Raw genomic sequence first — 16,113 nt, 5'->3', positions numbered from 1 at the left:
TCAATTATTTTTTACCGAATAGGCTACCTAAATCGCCCATTCCACCTAACATTTGGTTTGTTACTGCTGCCATCTCTGCCTGAGACACGTTTTCTGCTTGTGCCAAAACCTTATTTATAGCGATGACTAAAACTTCTTCTAAGCCTTCTTTACCATTTTCTTCTATAAATTTCTCGTCAATTTCTATAGTTTTTATAGTTTTAGATGCTGTAGCTGTTATTTTTACTGCACCATTTTGTGCATCTGCGCTTACCATTATAGCGTCTAATCTTTTCTTAGCCTCCTCGGCTTTTTGCTGTGCTTCAAATAGTTTATCAAACATTTTAGTGGGTTTTTATTATACACTTGCAAAAATCGTTCTTTTTTTAAACAAAAGAAATAATTTTATAATCATCAGTGATACAGAATATTGTAGAATGTAGAACAATAACAGGGATAACTTGGCACAGCTCTTGCTTAAGCCAATAAAAAATTAATGATTATGAAAAAAATTAACTTTAAAGGGATTATTGCAGTAGCTGTTTTAGCCCTAATACAATTTACAAATGCTTCGGCGCAAACTTCAGAAAAAGGACATGTAACAAGATTAAGTGGTGCCTTAGGCATTGGTGTTCCAACAAAATCAAATATGGGCGATATTGTTATAGCTCCCGATTTGAGATTACAGCGTGACTTAGGAGAAAGAACTTCTTTAACCTTAACAACTGGTTATTATGGTTTTGTTGGTGGTCCAGAAGGTAACCAACAAAGTGATTTAATTCCATTAAAGGCTGGTGCAAAATTTTTCTTCGGAAATACATTTTACGTACAACCAGAAGCAGGTGTTGCTTTTGGAACTAGAAATGGTGCTGGAACTGCATTTGCTTGGGCTCCAAGTTTAGGTTATGCTAACAACAAATGGGATATTGCTTTACGTTATGAGGGTTTTGAATATAAAAACGATGTGAGTAACGGAATGGTTGCTGTAAGATTAGCTTATGCTTTTAAAAGACCAAACAAATAATTTCATACACCTATGAAAATTAAAAAAGCCGCTTATAGCGGCTTTTTTTGTTAAAAAACATCTTCAAAATACTTTACAATTAAAGTTTTCATCAGCATTTCTTGCTCCAATACAGTATAGGCAGGTATAGGTTTGGTTACACGCCAATGTGGCCAGCCGTCTTGGTCAACACCTTCTAATTCGTAAAAACCCAATTCAGAAAAAAGCCTGCAATTTGCAATGTGCATTAATTCTTCCTTTTGTCTTTTACTAAATTTTTTAGGGCCTTTACCTAATTCCTGTACGCCAATTAAAAATAAAATTACTTTAATATCTGGCGTATCACTATCAAACTGTATGGCTAATTTATGTTGAAGTTCTTTAAACTTTTGATTGACTTCTGCTGGTTTCATGTTAAGCAAAGATAGATGATGTTTTTGTTTGTTTAATGTAATGTAACGGATATTGTTACCTACCAAAAGTTTTTTTTAGGCTAAAATAGTTAATTTTGTGGCTATGCTTAAAAGGGCAGTAAAATATATTTATAGTATTATATTATTAGTAGCCATTACTAGTGCCTCTATACCTTTGCATAATATTTTTCACAATCATCATTTTTTACCTATTGTTGATTGTAATCTTAAATTTTGCGAAAACCACATTAAATCTCATGACGAACACTGTCATACTTTTTCTGATGCTGTTTTTATAGGGAATATTCCGAACATTCAACAATCAGATAATTTTGATGGCCCTTTTATAGATTTAATTGTAAATTTTGAAGATAAACGTTATACCAAATATTTATATTTCTGTAGAAATAAAGCCCCTCCTGTATTAATTGCTGCATAATTTTTTATTTAATAATTATCACTAATTAATTATTCCATGTGTTTTAAAAATTGGTTTAAGTTTTTAATGCTTATTGCATTATTAAGCTTTAGCCAACAACTCTATTCGCAAAACTGTAACTATACTTTTTTTGGTAATGTATATGATAACCAAACTAAAACATTGTTACCAGGTGCGTTTATTAAGCTAGCTGAAAAAAACCTACAAACGGTTACAGATTATGAAGGTCATTTTCATTTCGAAAATTTGTGTGCAGGAGATTATACTGTAGAAATTTCTTTTTTGGGTTACCAAAAAGTTATTCGCAAAATAACTATTGCCAAAAACTTAGAATTAAATTTCTTTTTAAAAATGGATGATAATGCTTTAAACGAAGTAGTAATTACCGAGAAAAAGATAATTGAAACCCCTACACAAACCAGATCTGTTTTAACAGGTATAAATTTAGAATTGACTAAAGGTGCAAGCCTTGGCGAAGCTTTAAAAAAAATACCGGGTTTAACATCTTTACAAACCGGTCCTTCCATTTCTAAACCTGCTATACATGGCATGCACTCTAACCGTGTATTAATTTATAATGCTGGTGTTAGGCAAGAGGGGCAACAATGGGGGGTAGAACATGCACCAGAAATTGACCCATTAATTGCAGATCAAATTATCGTTTTAAAAGGAGCATCTGCGGTAGCTTATGGATCTGACGCTATAGCCGGAGTAATATTAGTAGAACCTAAACCTTTGCAATATCAAAGCGGATTTAATGGTGAAGTTAATTTAGTTGGCGGAAGCAATAATGGACAAGCTTTATTTAACACAAGGGTAGAAAATTCATCTAAAAATTGGAGCTGGAGAGCCTATCTAACTTCTCAAATTGCAGGCAATGCCAAAACGCCAGATTATTATTTAGACAATACAGGTTTCCAGCAATTTAATGGCGCTGTGATGGCAGGTTATCAAAAAAACAAATTTGGATTTGAAGTTTACGCAAGTAATTTTATTACTAAGATTGGTGTTTTTTCTGGCGCTCAGATTGGAAGTACTACAGATTTGCAAAATGCAATTAATGGCACTAGACCATTACCTGATGCAGATTTTGGTTATGAAATTGATAGGCCTTACCAGCAAGTTAGTCATAGTATTTTAAAGTTGAAGGCTTTTAAATTGGTTAATATGGGAAAGCTAGAATTACAATATAGCTTTCAACAGAATAACCGTGAAGAGTATGATCAAATTAGAGCATCGCAAAGTAAATCTTACCAATTAAGATTTGAGCTAAGTACACATAATTTGGATTTTCACTTGGACCATAGTTTAAGCAAAAACATTAAAGGTAAAATAGGCTACAATGCTATTTTTCAGCAAAATTTTTACGATGGTAGGTATTTAGTGCCTTTCTTTAACAGTTTAGCAAATGGTGTTTACGCAACAGAAAAGTATGTTGGTAATAAGTTTGAAATAGAAGCGGGATTACGATTTGACTATAAATATATGGTAGCCAGATTGCGTGAAAACCCAAATGTAAGTACTTCACCTGAAATAAGACCGGAGTTCAACTTTAGTCAGTTTTCTGCTTCTTTAGGCGGTAATTACCAAATTGGAAGCGCTGTTCTAGCAAATTTTACTTTTAGTAAGGGCTGGCGACCACCGTCTATTAACGAGTTATTTAGCTTTGGGACACACCAAGGCAGTGGAACTTTTGAAATTGGCGATAGAAACTTGAAAGAAGAAAGTGCACTTAATTTTGCCACAGGATTAAAGAAGGAACAAGGTAAGTTTACATTTGATGTAAATGCTTATCTGAACCTAATAGATAATTATATTTATTTAAAACCCGGAACAGAACTCATTTTAACCAGCAGAGGTGCGTATCCAACTTTTAATTACAAACAAGTAAATGCCCGTTTTACTGGGATAGATTTTTTAGCTGGTACTGAAATAGTAAACAGTGTAGAATTGCAAGCTAAATACTCTATGGTTAGAGCAATTGATAGAGCAAAGGATACGTTTTTAGAGTTTATTCCTGCAGACCAATATGGATTAAGTGCCATCTGGAATATAGAGAAGATTGGTAAACTTCATAATAGTACTGTTAACTTTGGCCTAACCCACACAAACAGACAAAACAGAGTATTACAATCACAAGATTATGCAGCAACACCCCCAGCTTACACCCTCTTTAGTGCAGATGTAAGTACAAAAATTACCCTATTCAAAAAAGAGGTAGGTTTTAGTTTAACCGTACAAAACTTAACAAACTTAGCTTACAGAAACTACTTAAATAGGTTTAGATACTTTGCCGATGAACAAGGCAGAAACTTTATTTTTAGAATAAAAATTCCATTTTAAAACATTAAAAAAACAGATTATGAAAAATTCATTCAAATATTTAATATTCGCTTTTGCAATTGTATCAATTTCTTTAAACGCTTGTAAAAAAGACAATTTACCCGATGTTGATGAAGAAGAATTAATTACAACTATTTCTTTAACATTTACAAATACAACAGATGCTACGGATGTTAAAACTATTACCTACAGAGATTTAGACGGTGATGGTGGCAATGCGCCAGTAATTAGCAATTTATCTTTAAAAGCTAATAAAGTATATAATGTTGCTGTAACTTCTATTTTAAATGAAACTGAAAATCCTGCGGAGGACGTTAAGGAAGAAGTTGAAGAAAAAAAAGACGAACATTTGTTTGTTTATAAAACTACTGGGGCTAATTTAACTTTTAGCAATTTTGATGTCGATTCGAAAAATTTACCAGTAGGCTTTACTGCCAGAGGCACAACCGGTGCAGCAAGTAATGGTACATTTACAATTGTTTTAAGACACCAGCCTAATGGTGTTAAAAACGGCACTGAAACACCTGGAAGCACTGATTTAGAAGCTACGTTTCCATTAGCAGTAGTAAATTAAAAATTCAATTTGAATTATATTTTAAGAAAAGGAGCTAAAATTTTTAGCTCCTTTTCTTTTTGTTTATTACCTTAACTTTTAATTATTTATGCTTTTAGCATAAAATTGTTTGCAAATTTGCACAAATCCAAAACCTTATATCTTAAAACATAAAAAATGAAAATTAAAAAAGAAAATATATTGGTGATTGATATTGGCGGCACCAATATTAAGGCTACAGTATTAAGTGAGGATGGAGAATCTGTACATGAGTATAAAAAGATTGAAACTCCTGAAAAAGCAGATCCGAAAAAAGTATTGAAAGCTATAGAAACTTTAACTAAAGATTTTCCTGAGGTTGATAAAATAGCAGTGGGTTTCCCCGGTTTTGTTAAAAAAGGTGTTGTTTTTACCGCCCCAAATTTAAACAACAAAGCATTTGAAAATTTTGATTTAAGTAAAGCAATAGCCACACAATTTAAAAGGCCTGTACGTTTGGTAAATGATGCCGACTTACAAGGTTTTGCATTAATAAAAGGTAAAGGTTTAGAAATGGTAATTACTTTGGGTACAGGCTTTGGTACGGCACTTTTTATGGATGGTGCCTTACTGCCTCATTTAGAATTAGCACATTTACCAGTAAGGAAAGATATAGATTATGATGAGTTTATTGGTGATGATGCTTTGATAAAAGATGGAGAAGTTAAATGGAACGAAAAACTTAAAGAAGTTTTAAAAACATTTAAAACAGTAATTAATTACGATCATTTATACCTTAGCGGAGGAAATTCTAAGAAAATAAATTTCAAATTAGATGCTAATATTAAAGTAGTAAACAATAGAGACGGAATAAAGGGTGGCGTCTTTTTATGGGCAATTGAAGAAAGCTATAGCGTTAAAACGGTTAAACCTTAATCTTTTGAATTTCATTTTTTTAAATTAATACAAAAATCAATTAAAACAATTGATACTTTTGGGGCAATTAAGAATCAAAATTTAAAACGTGGATTTGGATACCGCTTAAAATTAATGTTTAATCATAAATCTTTCAAATTGGCAAACCAATCCTATTTTTTGTAATCACACTATTTTAAACTCAGAAACCGAGAAAAAAACCAACCATTTTAAAGCATATAATTTAACCTTTAAACTAAACCGAACAACAAATAAATGAAATCTAACATTAAACCAAAGCCAACAATATTTATGATTTTTGGCGGTACGGGTGATCTTGCTGAAAGAAAACTAATTCCTGCATTGTATAATCTATTTTTAGAGAATTACATGCATAAAGAATTTGCCATTGTAGGTTTAGGCCGTACGGATTATAATGATTCAAGTTTCATAAAAAATCTATTGGCAGGTGTCAATAAATTTTCACGAAGTGGTAAAGCCGATAAAGAAAAATGGGCTGAATTTTCTAGTCGTATCACTTATTTAAGAACCGATGTTAACAACGAAGGTGATTATTTAAAAATGCAATCTATTATTGAAAAGCATGAGGCGGAATGGTCAGAAAAACCTGCAATTATTCATTATTTAGCTGTTGCACCAAATTTCTTTCCTATAATAGCTAGTAATCTTGCAAAATTAGATTCGGCAAGTGATTGTCTTAGAACAAGAATTGTAATTGAAAAACCATTTGGTCATGATTTAGAATCGGCAAAGGAGCTAAATAATTTACTGAGTAGTATTTTTGCAGAGAAACAGATTTACAGAATAGACCATTATTTAGGTAAAGAAACGGTTCAAAACATGTTAGCTTTTAGGTTTGCAAATGCACTTTTTGAGCCAATTTGGAATAGAAACTTTATAGAACACGTACAAATATCTGTTACAGAAGATATTGGTGTTGAAGACCGAGGCGGTTATTACGATGGTTCTGGCGCTTTAAGAGACATGGTACAAAACCATATTTTACAAGTGCTTTGCCTAGTTGCAATGGAACCACCAGTAAATTTTGATGCGGAAGAAATACGTAATAGAAAAGTTGATGTACTTAGAGCTATGCGTAAGTTTGGCACCGAGGAATTAAGAAATAATACCGTACGTGGCCAATATAGTGAGGGCTGGGTAAAAGGCGAAAAAGTAGCTGGTTACAGAGAAGAAGAAGGTGTAAATAAAGATTCTAATACAGAAACTTTTGCTGCAATGAAGTTTTTTATTGACAACTGGAGATGGCAAAATGTTCCTTTTTATGTAAGAACTGGTAAGAGGATACATCAAAAATCTTCAATCATCAGTATTCAATTTAAGGATGTTCCGCATTTAATTTTCCCTTCTCAATCATCAGAAAGTTGGCAACAAAACAGGTTGATTATTAGTATTCAACCAGAAATGAGTATCCGTTTGCAAGTACAAGCAAAAAGACCAGGTGTAGATATGATTTTAAACCCTGTTGACATGGTTTTTAATTACGATGGCACTTATGAAAACGATAGCCCAGAAGCCTACGAAACTTTATTATTAGACGCCATGAAAGGCGACCAAACATTATTTATGCGTGGTGACCAAGTAGAAACCGCTTGGGATTTAATTATGCCAGTTTTAGAAAGCTGGGAATCTAAAAAAAGTATCAGTTTCCCTAATTACTCTGCCGATAGTTGGGGACCAGAAACCGCAGAAGCTTTAATTGCCAAAGATGGTTTCCATTGGTTTACTTTACCCATTAAAAAAACAGACAAAAAATGAGTTTAAACGTTTTTAAAGAAAGTAACGAAGCTATAGAAGCTTTAGCAAAAGTATTTGTTGAAAAAGCAAAGACAGCTATCGCTCAAAACAATAAATTTTCTGTTGCGCTATCTGGTGGTAGTTCGCCAAAAAAATTATACGATGTTTTGGCCAATAATTATGCTGAAGCAATTGATTGGACTAAAGTTTATTTCTTTTTTGGGGATGAACGTTACGTAGCACATGACCATGCAGACAGTAACTATTTATTAGCTAAAAACGGTTTATTTGATGCTTTACCAATTAACGAAAATCAAATTTTTAAAGTTGACACCAGTTTAGACCCTGCAAGTGCAGCATTAGAATACCAACGAAGTATTTGTGCTTTTTTTGATAATAAAACCAGCTTTGATTTAATTATTTTAGGTTTAGGTGATGACGCACACACAGCTTCAATTTTCCCAAATACAGCTTTAATTTGGATTGACGAAGAGCTTGTAAAGGAAGTTTATTTAGAAGATAAAAAAGTTTACAGAATTAGTTTTACAGCACCATTAATAAACCAAGCAAAAGAAATTGCATTTTTAACTTTTGGAGCAAATAAAGCCGACGCGATTAAAGCGGTTTTAGAAGGTGAAAAAGATGTTGAACAATACCCAGCTCAATTAATTAAGCCTGTTAATGGTAATTTAAGCTGGTTTGTAGATGAAGCTGCTGTGAGTAAGCTTGAGAAAAAATAAGTGTTTATAAAGAATTATTGAGGGTTTCATTCAAAAAATGAAACCCTCTTTTATTGGCGTCTTTTCTCTAAAATAGCTAAGGCTAACCTAATTTTATAGTAAGCCACACCTTCTTTTAAGTACTCAAATATTGGTTTCATAGCTTTGGTCTCCCCTATTTTCTGAACCGCTTCCCTTACCTGCATCACTTCATCTTCGGTAACAAACTGAGATAATTGATCAATATCACCGTTAATGTAAAGCTGCGCTATATGAGAAAAAACGGTAGGTAAAGCAGTACTTCTAATTCTGGCAATTTCTTCTACTGCAATGTTTTGCTTGTACAAGGCTAAAGTTTCTTGGAAAGTACTTGTTTTTTTTATGCCAGAATTTGGATTAAAATCTATAATTGCATTTAAAAATGCTTGTCCGTATTTTTCTAATTTATGCTCGCCAACACCGCCAATTAACAATAAATCTGCATCAGTAATAGGTTTTTCTTGCGCCATCTCTTTTAGCGTTGCATCAGAAAAAATAACATAGGCAGGCACATTTTCTTGGCTTGCAAATTTACTTCTTACCGCTCTTAATTTGTTAAACAACTCCTCATCTGGGCTAATAGCTTGCGTTCTTTTGGTTTTAATAGTTTGCTCTAAAGGTATAAGTGTTTGCAAAACAGTAAGCTCTACTTTTTGGTTATTGTACAATATTTCTTTCCCCAAAGCAGTCATCCGCAAAGCAAAATTTTCATCATAAGCCATTTCTAAAACTCCTATGTTTAGCATTTGCATCATGTAACGTTGCCAATCAAAAGCAGGTATTTCTGCACCGGCACCATGTGTTTTTATCTTATCGTAACCGGCAGCAACAATTTCTTGCCTTTTAGAGCCACGCAACACATCAATTATCATGTTTGCACCTTCTTTTTGGTTGGTGCGCACAATGGCTGATAATGCCTTTTGTACCATAATAGTCCCGTCAAAATGTTTCCGTGGATTTTCGCAAACATCGCAATTGCCACAGTTTTCGGTCAAATTTTCTGAAAAATAATTCAATAAAATTTTTCTACGGCAACTATCCGCCTCAGCGTAATTTTGTATGCGCTTTAGCTTTTCTAAATTAACATCAGCTTGTGTGCCTTCACTTGCAAATTTGTTCAGCAACATCATATCAGCATAGTTGTAATACAAAATAGTTTCAGATGGTAAACCGTCTCTACCTGCCCTACCAATTTCTTGGTAATAACCCTCCATATTTTTAGGTAAATTATAATGTATTACCCAACGTACGTTAGATTTATCTATCCCCATACCAAAGGCAACAGTTGCACAAACTACTTGTAATTCGTCTTTTATAAAACGTTCTTGTACGGTAGCTCTAATCTCACTATTCATACCTGCATGGTAATACATTGCGCTAATACCTGCATTTGCTAAAGCCTCATAAGCTTCTTCGCATTTTTTACGGCTTAAACAATATATAATGCCGCTTTCATTTTTACGGGTACCTATAAAATCAATAATTTCTTTTATTTTTTCTTTAGGCTTAACACCGATGCGAACATCTAAACTCAAATTTTTACGATCGAAAGAGCTTAAGAAAACTTGTGGGTTCTTAAGCTTTAACTGCTTCATAATATCTCTGCGAGTTACTTTATCTGCGGTTGCAGTTAATGCAATAAAAGGAACGTGGGCAAATCGCTCTCTTAAAAAACCTAATTGGGTGTATTCTGGTCTAAAATCATGTCCCCAAGATGAAATACAGTGTGCTTCATCAATAGCAAATAAACTTATATTACAAGCTTGGCTGATGATGTTTATATCGGAAATTAATTTCTCTGGCGATACATAAAGCAGTTTAATTTGCTGATTGTGACAAGCATCTAAAATATATTGTTGTTGCTCAAAAGTTTGCGAACTATTTAAAAAAGCAGCAGCAATACCGTTATTATTTAAAGCATCTACTTGATCTTTCATTAATGAAATTAATGGTGAAACCACTATTGCAGTACCCATAAGCATTAAAGCTGGTATTTGAAAGCATAGAGATTTTCCACCACCGGTTGGCATTAAAACTAAAGCATCGGCATTGCTTAAAACTTTTTCAATAATTTCTTCTTGCTGTGGGCGAAACTTATCGTATCCAAAATGTTTTTTAAGTAGTTTATTAGGAGCCAACATGATTAAAAGTTTAAGCTTATTTTTTCTAAGTATGATTGCAAAATAATGGTAGCGGCTACTGTATCTACCAAATCTTTTCTTTGCCTGTCAGATTTTTTTAAGCCGCTTTGAGAAATCACCTGACTTGCCATTCTAGAGGTAAAACGCTCGTCAATCATTTGAACCGGAATATTTGGGAAATTTTTTTTTAATATGGTTACAAAACCTCTAACATCTTGTGCAGATTGTGATGCAGTACCATCCATTTGTTTAGGTTCTCCAACTACAAAAGTTTCTACTGCTTCTGTATTCAAATATTGCTGCAAAAAAATAATTGTATCTTTTGGGTGTATGGTTGTTAAAGCAGTTGCAAACATTTTTAAAGGGTCGGTAACTGCAATTCCTAAACGTTTTGTACCAAAATCGAATGCCATTATTCTTGCCATGTTTATAAAAAATTATGAAGCTTATATTGATGCTAAAAGCAAGATTTAAAGTTTTAATGTTAAAAATCTATACCGCAAAAAATTGTATTTGTGATTAGTAAATTAATGAATTGATGAAGCGTAAAATAATTCCAAATTTAAAAAATTAAAGCTGCTAAAGGTTAATTATATCAATTAACAAATTCTAACGTTTTAGAAATGAACTTAAATTTTTTAATATTCCTTAAAAATTAATGGTCAAAATTGGAACTATTTTTGTTAATTTGAAACACACAAAAAAATAAAATGGATAATCAAGAGCAAAAGAAGAAGAAAGATACCAATAAGATATATTTTCTTATTGCGGTGATAGTAGCTTTATTGGGAACGAATGTTTATTTATTTTTCCAAAAAACTAAATCGGATCAAAGAATTGTTACTGTAAGCGATGAAAAAACTGCTTTGCAAACAGAACTAGAAAAATTAGAGACCGAACTTGAACAAGCTAACAATACAACCGGCGAACTTTCTGGAGAGCTTAAAGCTAAAGATGAAGAACTTAGGGCAAAAATTGCACAGTTAAGAGTTGCTTTAAACAAAGGCCAATTAACTGCTGGCGAATTAGCTAAAGCGAAAGAAGATGTTAAACAATTGCGGTATTTTGTAGGTAAATACACCAATGATATTGATGATTTACTGAAGAAGAATGCTGCTTTAGCCGGAGAAAGGGACAGTTTAAAATCTACAGTAAACAATGTTACTGAACTGGCTAATAACTTAAGTAGAAGCAATGATTCTTTGTATGTGAAAGTGAAAGCTGCTGCGGCTTTAAAAACTACTAGGGTTGATATTGGTACTTTCAGAATAAAATCTAATGGTAAAGAAACAGATGTTACGAGAGCAAATACCGCACAAAAAATTAAGGTTAATTTTACAATTAACCCTAACCCAATTGCCGAAAAAGGATCGCACACCATACTGATGAGAGTTTTAGACCCCGCAGGAAATTTAATAATTGGAGAAGGTGGTAGTTTTATGGCTAACGACCAAGAATTGCAATACACCTACAAAACATCTGTTGAGTTTAATGGCGAAGCTAAAAACTTTACACTTGATTGGACCAACAGAAATGCTTTTGAGATTGGCACTTATACCGTTGTATTATATGCTGATGGTTACACCATGGGAAGAGGTACTTTTAGTTTAAGATAATTTGTTGCGTCAGCAAGCAGTTGGGCATTATATTTTAATAAGGGATTTTGTTTGAAACAAAATCCCTTATTTTTTAGCAGCTTGTAAACTTTTTTTATAAATATAATACCTTGATTATTTCTTATCATTTTATATTCAACTGTATATTTTTTTGCCAACTCCCACCACTTCTCAATTTAATGCCATTGCCTTATTCTACATTAAGTTTTTCTTTGGCTAAGATTGGCTTTAGCGAAAATTTTAGTGTCAAAAACCCTAAAAGCCCTGCAATTAATGATGCAAAAAGTATTACTAATTTTGAATTATTGATGATAACTTGGTTATCAAATGCAAGTAAGGTTATAAATATAGACATGGTAAAACCTATACCGCCTAAAAGACCAACCCCAAAAATAGATTTCCAATTTAAGTCTTTAGGAAGCTTGCATAGTCCAAATGTTACAGCCAAAAATGTTAAAAGAAATATACCCAGTGGCTTGCCTGTAATTAGCCCCAATGAAATACCTAAGCTATAGTTTTCTGAAAGTATTTGAGCAATTGAACCGCTAAAAATAATTGCAGTATTGGCTAATGCAAAAACGGGTAAAATTACAAATGCAACTGGCTTATGTAAAAAGTGTTGTAGTTTATAAGAAGATGATGCCTCATCTCCGTTACCAAACGGAATAGCAAATGCCAATAAAACCCCTGTAATAGTAGCATGAACGCCAGAATTTAACATAAAATACCACATTACTACGCCGCCAATAAGATAGATAAAAAGGTTTCTAACTTTAAGTCTGTTAAATATCAGCAATAGCGCAAAAACACCTAATGCTATAAATAAATTAGTAAAAAATAAAGTTTTGGTATAAAAAACAGCTATAATTATGATTGCAAATAAATCGTCAATTATGGCTAACGCTGTCAAAAAAACTTTTAATGAAAGTGGCACTTTGTTACCTAAAAGTGATAAAATACCCAATGCAAACGCAATATCTGTTGCCATCGGAATTCCAATTCCGGATTGGGTTGTTAAACCATAATTAAATAACAGATAAATCCCTGCAGGAAATATTAAACCGCCAATAGCTCCAAAAATTGGAAACAAAGCATCTTTAAAATTAGATAATTCTCCTTTATAAATTTCTCTTTCTAATTCTAAGCCTATTAGTAAAAAGAAGATGGCCATTAACCCATCGTTTATCCAGTGCTCAATAGACAAGCCTGTAAGTTTGGTTTGAAAAAAACTTTGATAATTAGCTCCAAAGTTTGAGTTAGCTAAGGCAAGAGAAACAAGTGTACAAGCTATTAAAACGAGACCTCCTGCTTTTTCACTTTCAAAAAATTCTTTAAAAAGTTTAGTTGCTTTCATTACCTATTTTTAAATATTTATTAAATAATTATATGTGTAGATGATGTGACTTTGCTATAACATTAGTACAAAAATGTTATTAAGTTTAAATACATGCCCTTTAAAATTAAGGTAATTAAAAACTAATTTGCTTACAAAAATTAGCCCAAAACTCCTGTTTTCTATAAATTTTCTAAGCCTTAACTTATTTATGCTTGCTATTTGGTTCCCATATCAATCGTAAAAAAGAGCTTAATCTTTCGTTTTCTTTGTTTAAAGGAATTCCTGCGACAATCCCAATCAATAAGTTATCAGCAATTCCTAAACGCATTTGTGGCCGCATGGTCATATCCAGTTGGCCATTTTCAACAGTCTTATTAAATTCAACACCAAGAAAGTTTTTTGTGCCTGTAATCATATAATGAAAACTTGTATTAATATCGTATGCAAAACGAAAATGGTTGTTTTTGAAATTTTGCTTAATCATTGGCCCAGTGTAAATTAACGAATGAAAGTTACTTCCCCAACGTTTTGCAACTACAAAAAATGGGTTGTACACATTGCCCGTAATAAATGGGTTCCCAAAGTTTCTGAAATTGGACAGTTCAAACTCGTTAATATAGCCAATTGCCATAGAAGTAGCCAGTGGTTCACTAACAAAAAATGACCATTGAGTTGCTATTTTTATACTATTTAAGCTATTAGATGGCGCTTCTTCATTTCCCATTCCGCTTTGTGCTGAGTAAAAAGTAAAAGGCAACTCTACCTCAAAACCCAATCTGTTTACGGGAGCCCATTCATATTCAATTAAGGCTTCGTATGCATCAAATTTTAAATTATCTGTTAAACCTAAACCAACGTTCCACTCCTTTTCTCCTTTCCTTGCTCCCAAATCTCGTATAAGGTCTATATAGAGAGGTTCTGCGTGTAATACCTTGACAGGTTCTTTATGGCTTTCTACTTGTTGGATATAAATACTATCTTTTTCAGTATTTGTATTTTGTGCAAATAAATATGTTGAGTATGCTAATAGCAGCATTAGCATCAATGGTTTTTTTAAATACATTTTTAATTTGTTTTTTTAGCATAATAAATTATACCGCTGTCATGTAATAAGACAACAGGAGTTAGTTTAACTGTAAAACAAATTAAATCTTGGGAGGTGGAATATGGAGTTTTTTAAAACCTTCAGTCAAAAAGGTCGTGTAATCAGGAAAATTTTGTCGAGATTTTATTCTTGATTTTTTATTAAAGATGATTTCAGTTATATAATAAGTGCTTAAATCAATTTTAACATTCGATTTTTTGTTGTGGTCTTCTGTATCATGGTCGTCATATTCTTTAAAAGCATCTTCATAACCTAAAACTTGTTCAAAAACTATTTCAATGATACTTTCCTGATCGTTAATTGATAAATCTTCAGTGATATGTTCGGGATTAGGATCTCTCGTATCAACACTAACGTTAAAAAGATGAATCCCCATAAGTGTCCAAAGGATTTTGCTAAATATGCTATTTCTTATTTGACTAAACACGGTCCAAAATTAACATTCTTTTATCTTTTTTCATGATGTGATTGCTAATTTAGTAATTGTGGGAGGAAAGTAGGAATTGAAAAGTATGATAATATGTGTTTTAAAGCATAGAAATGCTGGTGTAACGGTTTTGGGCTTGGCGAAGGTGGGGTTTAGAAAGTACAAAAGCTAAAAGAAAGTACAATTGTTCAGCCTAGTACTAAAGCCTTTTGCAAAACCAAGTTAGCACTTCGTTCTTTTTCATTAGGTACTATTCCCAATTTTTGTCTTTGGTTGACTTTCTGATTTCTGTAATTAAATTATTGCCTTCTTCAAATAATGGCAACCATCCAGAAGTGTTATTTTCAATATTAGTCATACTTTCTTGTCCAACATATTTTCCATTGTTTGTTAGAAAGTAAAATTTCACATCGTTTTTTTCTGCTTGTGGTGTAGTTTCTGTTTTCGTGGTCTTTCTTAAATATGTTTCAGATTTATCAATAAAGTTTTTTACAGCTTTTTGTACATTTTCACGTCCAACACCTCCCATTATTCCACCACCAGAACTTAGATATAAACTTGCATCTCCTCTCATAAAAGCTACAAGGGTTGCAGTTCCTTCTTCTAAACCCCAGTCAATAACAACACCATATATTTTTGTTTTGTCTTTTGGTAATTCGATTACAAGTTGTTCAGGTGTAGCATTCAATGCCATATTTCGTAATTCTAAATATGGATTGTTATTGGGTTCAAATTTTTGTCCTTTTGCTGTGTCTTGTGTTTGTTTTTGAGAAGTCTGTTTAGCATCACTTTTGTTACTGCAACTTGTCAAATAAAATACAAACCCTACTACAAGAATAAGTTTTAATATCGAGCAAATCATTTTCATTTGATTATCTAATTGTTTTCTACTAAGTTGATTGTGGTCACCTGTGCCGTATTCAGGCTTTGTACTACAAGGCATTAGCAGAAGAACAAAATAGAAAGAAATGAAGAAGAAAACAGAACAACAGAATTTTATTGCAGGTCAGCCTAAGTAGGACAAAACCTTTGTTATAAGCTGCCTTTTTTTTCATAAGAAAGGGTAGATATGGATTTACTAATATTATTAGTTCTTTTATTTGTAAGTTATAAATATATTTGTAGTATATTTAATAATATGAAAATACATAAGTCAGATATTGTCATAACTGTCCGAACAAATAATATACAAAAAAGGCCTGTATAATTCTAATTTTGAGTTGCGAAACCCAAAAAAAAGAAAAAATACGGGCCTGATGACAATAGTACAAAAGAAAGTAATACAATCATTAATAAAGCAATCGGGTAAAAATTCGGACAGTCCATTGTT

At 32.5% G+C, this 16,113-nt stretch carries 16 protein-coding genes; 8 read left to right on the top strand and 8 right to left on the bottom strand.

What is annotated here, in order from left to right; all coding sequences use genetic code 11:
* Positions 1–4: 4 nt before the first annotated feature.
* A complete protein-coding gene (locus ACFSSE_RS04800; protein WP_379041791.1) occupies positions 5–322 on the bottom strand; it encodes a YbaB/EbfC family nucleoid-associated protein in 318 nt (105 codons plus the stop codon).
* A gap of 159 nt (positions 323–481) precedes the next feature.
* Here ACFSSE_RS04800 and ACFSSE_RS04795 point away from each other — a divergent pair, with 159 nt between their 5' ends.
* Positions 482–1,003, top strand: a complete 522-nt coding sequence (locus ACFSSE_RS04795; protein WP_379041790.1) for a hypothetical protein — start codon at positions 482–484, stop codon at positions 1,001–1,003.
* A 50-nt stretch (positions 1,004–1,053) separates the two neighbouring features.
* On the opposite strand, the gene ACFSSE_RS04790 is transcribed toward ACFSSE_RS04795, so the two are convergent.
* Positions 1,054–1,395 (bottom strand): hypothetical protein, encoded by a 342-nt coding sequence (locus ACFSSE_RS04790; RefSeq protein WP_379041788.1) that lies wholly within the window; start codon positions 1,393–1,395, stop codon positions 1,054–1,056.
* Between the two features lie 103 nt (positions 1,396–1,498).
* On the opposite strand from ACFSSE_RS04790, the gene ACFSSE_RS04785 reads away from it, so the two are divergent.
* The 6 genes from ACFSSE_RS04785 to pgl all read left to right on the top strand — a co-directional run bounded on the left by ACFSSE_RS04785 (position 1,499) and on the right by pgl (position 8,140).
* On the top strand, positions 1,499–1,834 hold the full coding sequence (locus tag ACFSSE_RS04785; RefSeq protein WP_379041786.1) for a hypothetical protein: 336 nt from the start codon (positions 1,499–1,501) through the stop codon (positions 1,832–1,834).
* Between the two features lie 66 nt (positions 1,835–1,900).
* Entirely contained in the window at positions 1,901–4,177 is a 2,277-nt protein-coding gene (locus ACFSSE_RS04780) for a TonB-dependent receptor (RefSeq protein ID WP_379100760.1), read from the top strand.
* Positions 4,178–4,196: 19 nt separating this feature from the next.
* A complete protein-coding gene (locus ACFSSE_RS04775; protein ID WP_379041783.1) occupies positions 4,197–4,751 on the top strand; it encodes a hypothetical protein in 555 nt (184 codons plus the stop codon).
* A 156-nt stretch (positions 4,752–4,907) separates the two neighbouring features.
* On the top strand, positions 4,908–5,645 hold the full coding sequence (locus tag ACFSSE_RS04770) for an ROK family protein (protein ID WP_379041781.1): 738 nt from the start codon (positions 4,908–4,910) through the stop codon (positions 5,643–5,645).
* Between the two features lie 255 nt (positions 5,646–5,900).
* Complete coding sequence (zwf, locus tag ACFSSE_RS04765; RefSeq protein WP_379041779.1) at positions 5,901–7,421, top strand: glucose-6-phosphate dehydrogenase; 1,521 nt, start codon at positions 5,901–5,903, stop codon at positions 7,419–7,421.
* Entirely contained in the window at positions 7,418–8,140 is a 723-nt protein-coding gene (gene pgl, locus ACFSSE_RS04760) for a 6-phosphogluconolactonase (protein ID WP_379041777.1), read from the top strand. Before zwf ends, pgl begins: the two co-directional genes overlap by 4 nt.
* A gap of 50 nt (positions 8,141–8,190) precedes the next feature.
* Here the strand turns inward: pgl and recQ are convergent, their stop codons facing one another.
* Together recQ and ruvX are read right to left on the bottom strand one after the other, a co-directional pair.
* Entirely contained in the window at positions 8,191–10,299 is a 2,109-nt protein-coding gene (recQ, locus tag ACFSSE_RS04755) for a DNA helicase RecQ (RefSeq protein ID WP_379041775.1), read from the bottom strand.
* A 2-nt stretch (positions 10,300–10,301) separates the two neighbouring features.
* Positions 10,302–10,724 (bottom strand): Holliday junction resolvase RuvX, encoded by a 423-nt coding sequence (gene ruvX / locus ACFSSE_RS04750; RefSeq protein WP_379041773.1) that lies wholly within the window; start codon positions 10,722–10,724, stop codon positions 10,302–10,304.
* Between the two features lie 285 nt (positions 10,725–11,009).
* Between ruvX and ACFSSE_RS04745 the strand changes: the two genes are divergently transcribed.
* On the top strand, positions 11,010–11,915 hold the full coding sequence (locus tag ACFSSE_RS04745; RefSeq protein ID WP_379041771.1) for a hypothetical protein: 906 nt from the start codon (positions 11,010–11,012) through the stop codon (positions 11,913–11,915).
* A 190-nt stretch (positions 11,916–12,105) separates the two neighbouring features.
* Here the strand turns inward: ACFSSE_RS04745 and nhaA are convergent, their stop codons facing one another.
* From nhaA to ACFSSE_RS04725, 4 genes are all read right to left on the bottom strand, one after another.
* Positions 12,106–13,269 (bottom strand): Na+/H+ antiporter NhaA, encoded by a 1,164-nt coding sequence (nhaA, locus tag ACFSSE_RS04740; protein ID WP_379041769.1) that lies wholly within the window; start codon positions 13,267–13,269, stop codon positions 12,106–12,108.
* Between the two features lie 184 nt (positions 13,270–13,453).
* Positions 13,454–14,314, bottom strand: a complete 861-nt coding sequence (locus ACFSSE_RS04735) for an HAEPLYID family protein (RefSeq protein ID WP_379041767.1) — start codon at positions 14,312–14,314, stop codon at positions 13,454–13,456.
* 82 nt (positions 14,315–14,396) lie between these two features.
* A complete protein-coding gene (locus ACFSSE_RS04730; RefSeq protein WP_379100757.1) occupies positions 14,397–14,732 on the bottom strand; it encodes a hypothetical protein in 336 nt (111 codons plus the stop codon).
* Positions 14,733–15,033: 301 nt separating this feature from the next.
* Positions 15,034–15,726, bottom strand: coding sequence for a hypothetical protein (locus ACFSSE_RS04725; RefSeq protein WP_379100755.1), 693 nt, complete (start codon positions 15,724–15,726; stop codon positions 15,034–15,036).
* Between the last annotated feature and the right edge of the window lie 387 nt (positions 15,727–16,113).

It is taken from the genome of Pedobacter alpinus (assembly GCF_042684645.1).
GTDB classification, from domain to species: domain Bacteria; phylum Bacteroidota; class Bacteroidia; order Sphingobacteriales; family Sphingobacteriaceae; genus Pseudopedobacter; species Pseudopedobacter alpinus.
Note: the sequence above shows the minus strand (reverse complement) of the source record. Positions and strands in the feature narration are given on the sequence as shown.

What these genes read in the sequence shown, in the direction of transcription:
- ACFSSE_RS04790 (WP_379041788.1), bottom strand. Translation starts at nt 1,395, where the DNA reads ATGAAACCAGCAGAAGTCAATCAAAAGTTTAAAGAACTTCAACATAAA.
- ACFSSE_RS04775 (WP_379041783.1), top strand. Translation starts at nt 4,197, where the DNA reads ATGAAAAATTCATTCAAATATTTAATATTCGCTTTTGCAATTGTATCA.
- ACFSSE_RS04800 (WP_379041791.1), bottom strand. Translation starts at nt 322, where the DNA reads ATGTTTGATAAACTATTTGAAGCACAGCAAAAAGCCGAGGAGGCTAAG.
- ruvX (WP_379041773.1), bottom strand. Translation starts at nt 10,724, where the DNA reads ATGGCAAGAATAATGGCATTCGATTTTGGTACAAAACGTTTAGGAATT.
- ACFSSE_RS04725 (WP_379100755.1), bottom strand. Translation starts at nt 15,726, where the DNA reads ATGCCTTGTAGTACAAAGCCTGAATACGGCACAGGTGACCACAATCAA.
- ACFSSE_RS04795 (WP_379041790.1), top strand. Translation starts at nt 482, where the DNA reads ATGAAAAAAATTAACTTTAAAGGGATTATTGCAGTAGCTGTTTTAGCC.
- ACFSSE_RS04730 (WP_379100757.1), bottom strand. Translation starts at nt 14,732, where the DNA reads ATGGGGATTCATCTTTTTAACGTTAGTGTTGATACGAGAGATCCTAAT.
- ACFSSE_RS04735 (WP_379041767.1), bottom strand. Translation starts at nt 14,314, where the DNA reads ATGTATTTAAAAAAACCATTGATGCTAATGCTGCTATTAGCATACTCA.
- ACFSSE_RS04745 (WP_379041771.1), top strand. Translation starts at nt 11,010, where the DNA reads ATGGATAATCAAGAGCAAAAGAAGAAGAAAGATACCAATAAGATATAT.
- ACFSSE_RS04780 (WP_379100760.1), top strand. Translation starts at nt 1,901, where the DNA reads ATGCTTATTGCATTATTAAGCTTTAGCCAACAACTCTATTCGCAAAAC.
- zwf (WP_379041779.1), top strand. Translation starts at nt 5,901, where the DNA reads ATGAAATCTAACATTAAACCAAAGCCAACAATATTTATGATTTTTGGC.
- ACFSSE_RS04770 (WP_379041781.1), top strand. Translation starts at nt 4,908, where the DNA reads ATGAAAATTAAAAAAGAAAATATATTGGTGATTGATATTGGCGGCACC.
- nhaA (WP_379041769.1), bottom strand. Translation starts at nt 13,269, where the DNA reads ATGAAAGCAACTAAACTTTTTAAAGAATTTTTTGAAAGTGAAAAAGCA.
- pgl (WP_379041777.1), top strand. Translation starts at nt 7,418, where the DNA reads ATGAGTTTAAACGTTTTTAAAGAAAGTAACGAAGCTATAGAAGCTTTA.
- ACFSSE_RS04785 (WP_379041786.1), top strand. Translation starts at nt 1,499, where the DNA reads ATGCTTAAAAGGGCAGTAAAATATATTTATAGTATTATATTATTAGTA.
- recQ (WP_379041775.1), bottom strand. Translation starts at nt 10,299, where the DNA reads ATGTTGGCTCCTAATAAACTACTTAAAAAACATTTTGGATACGATAAG.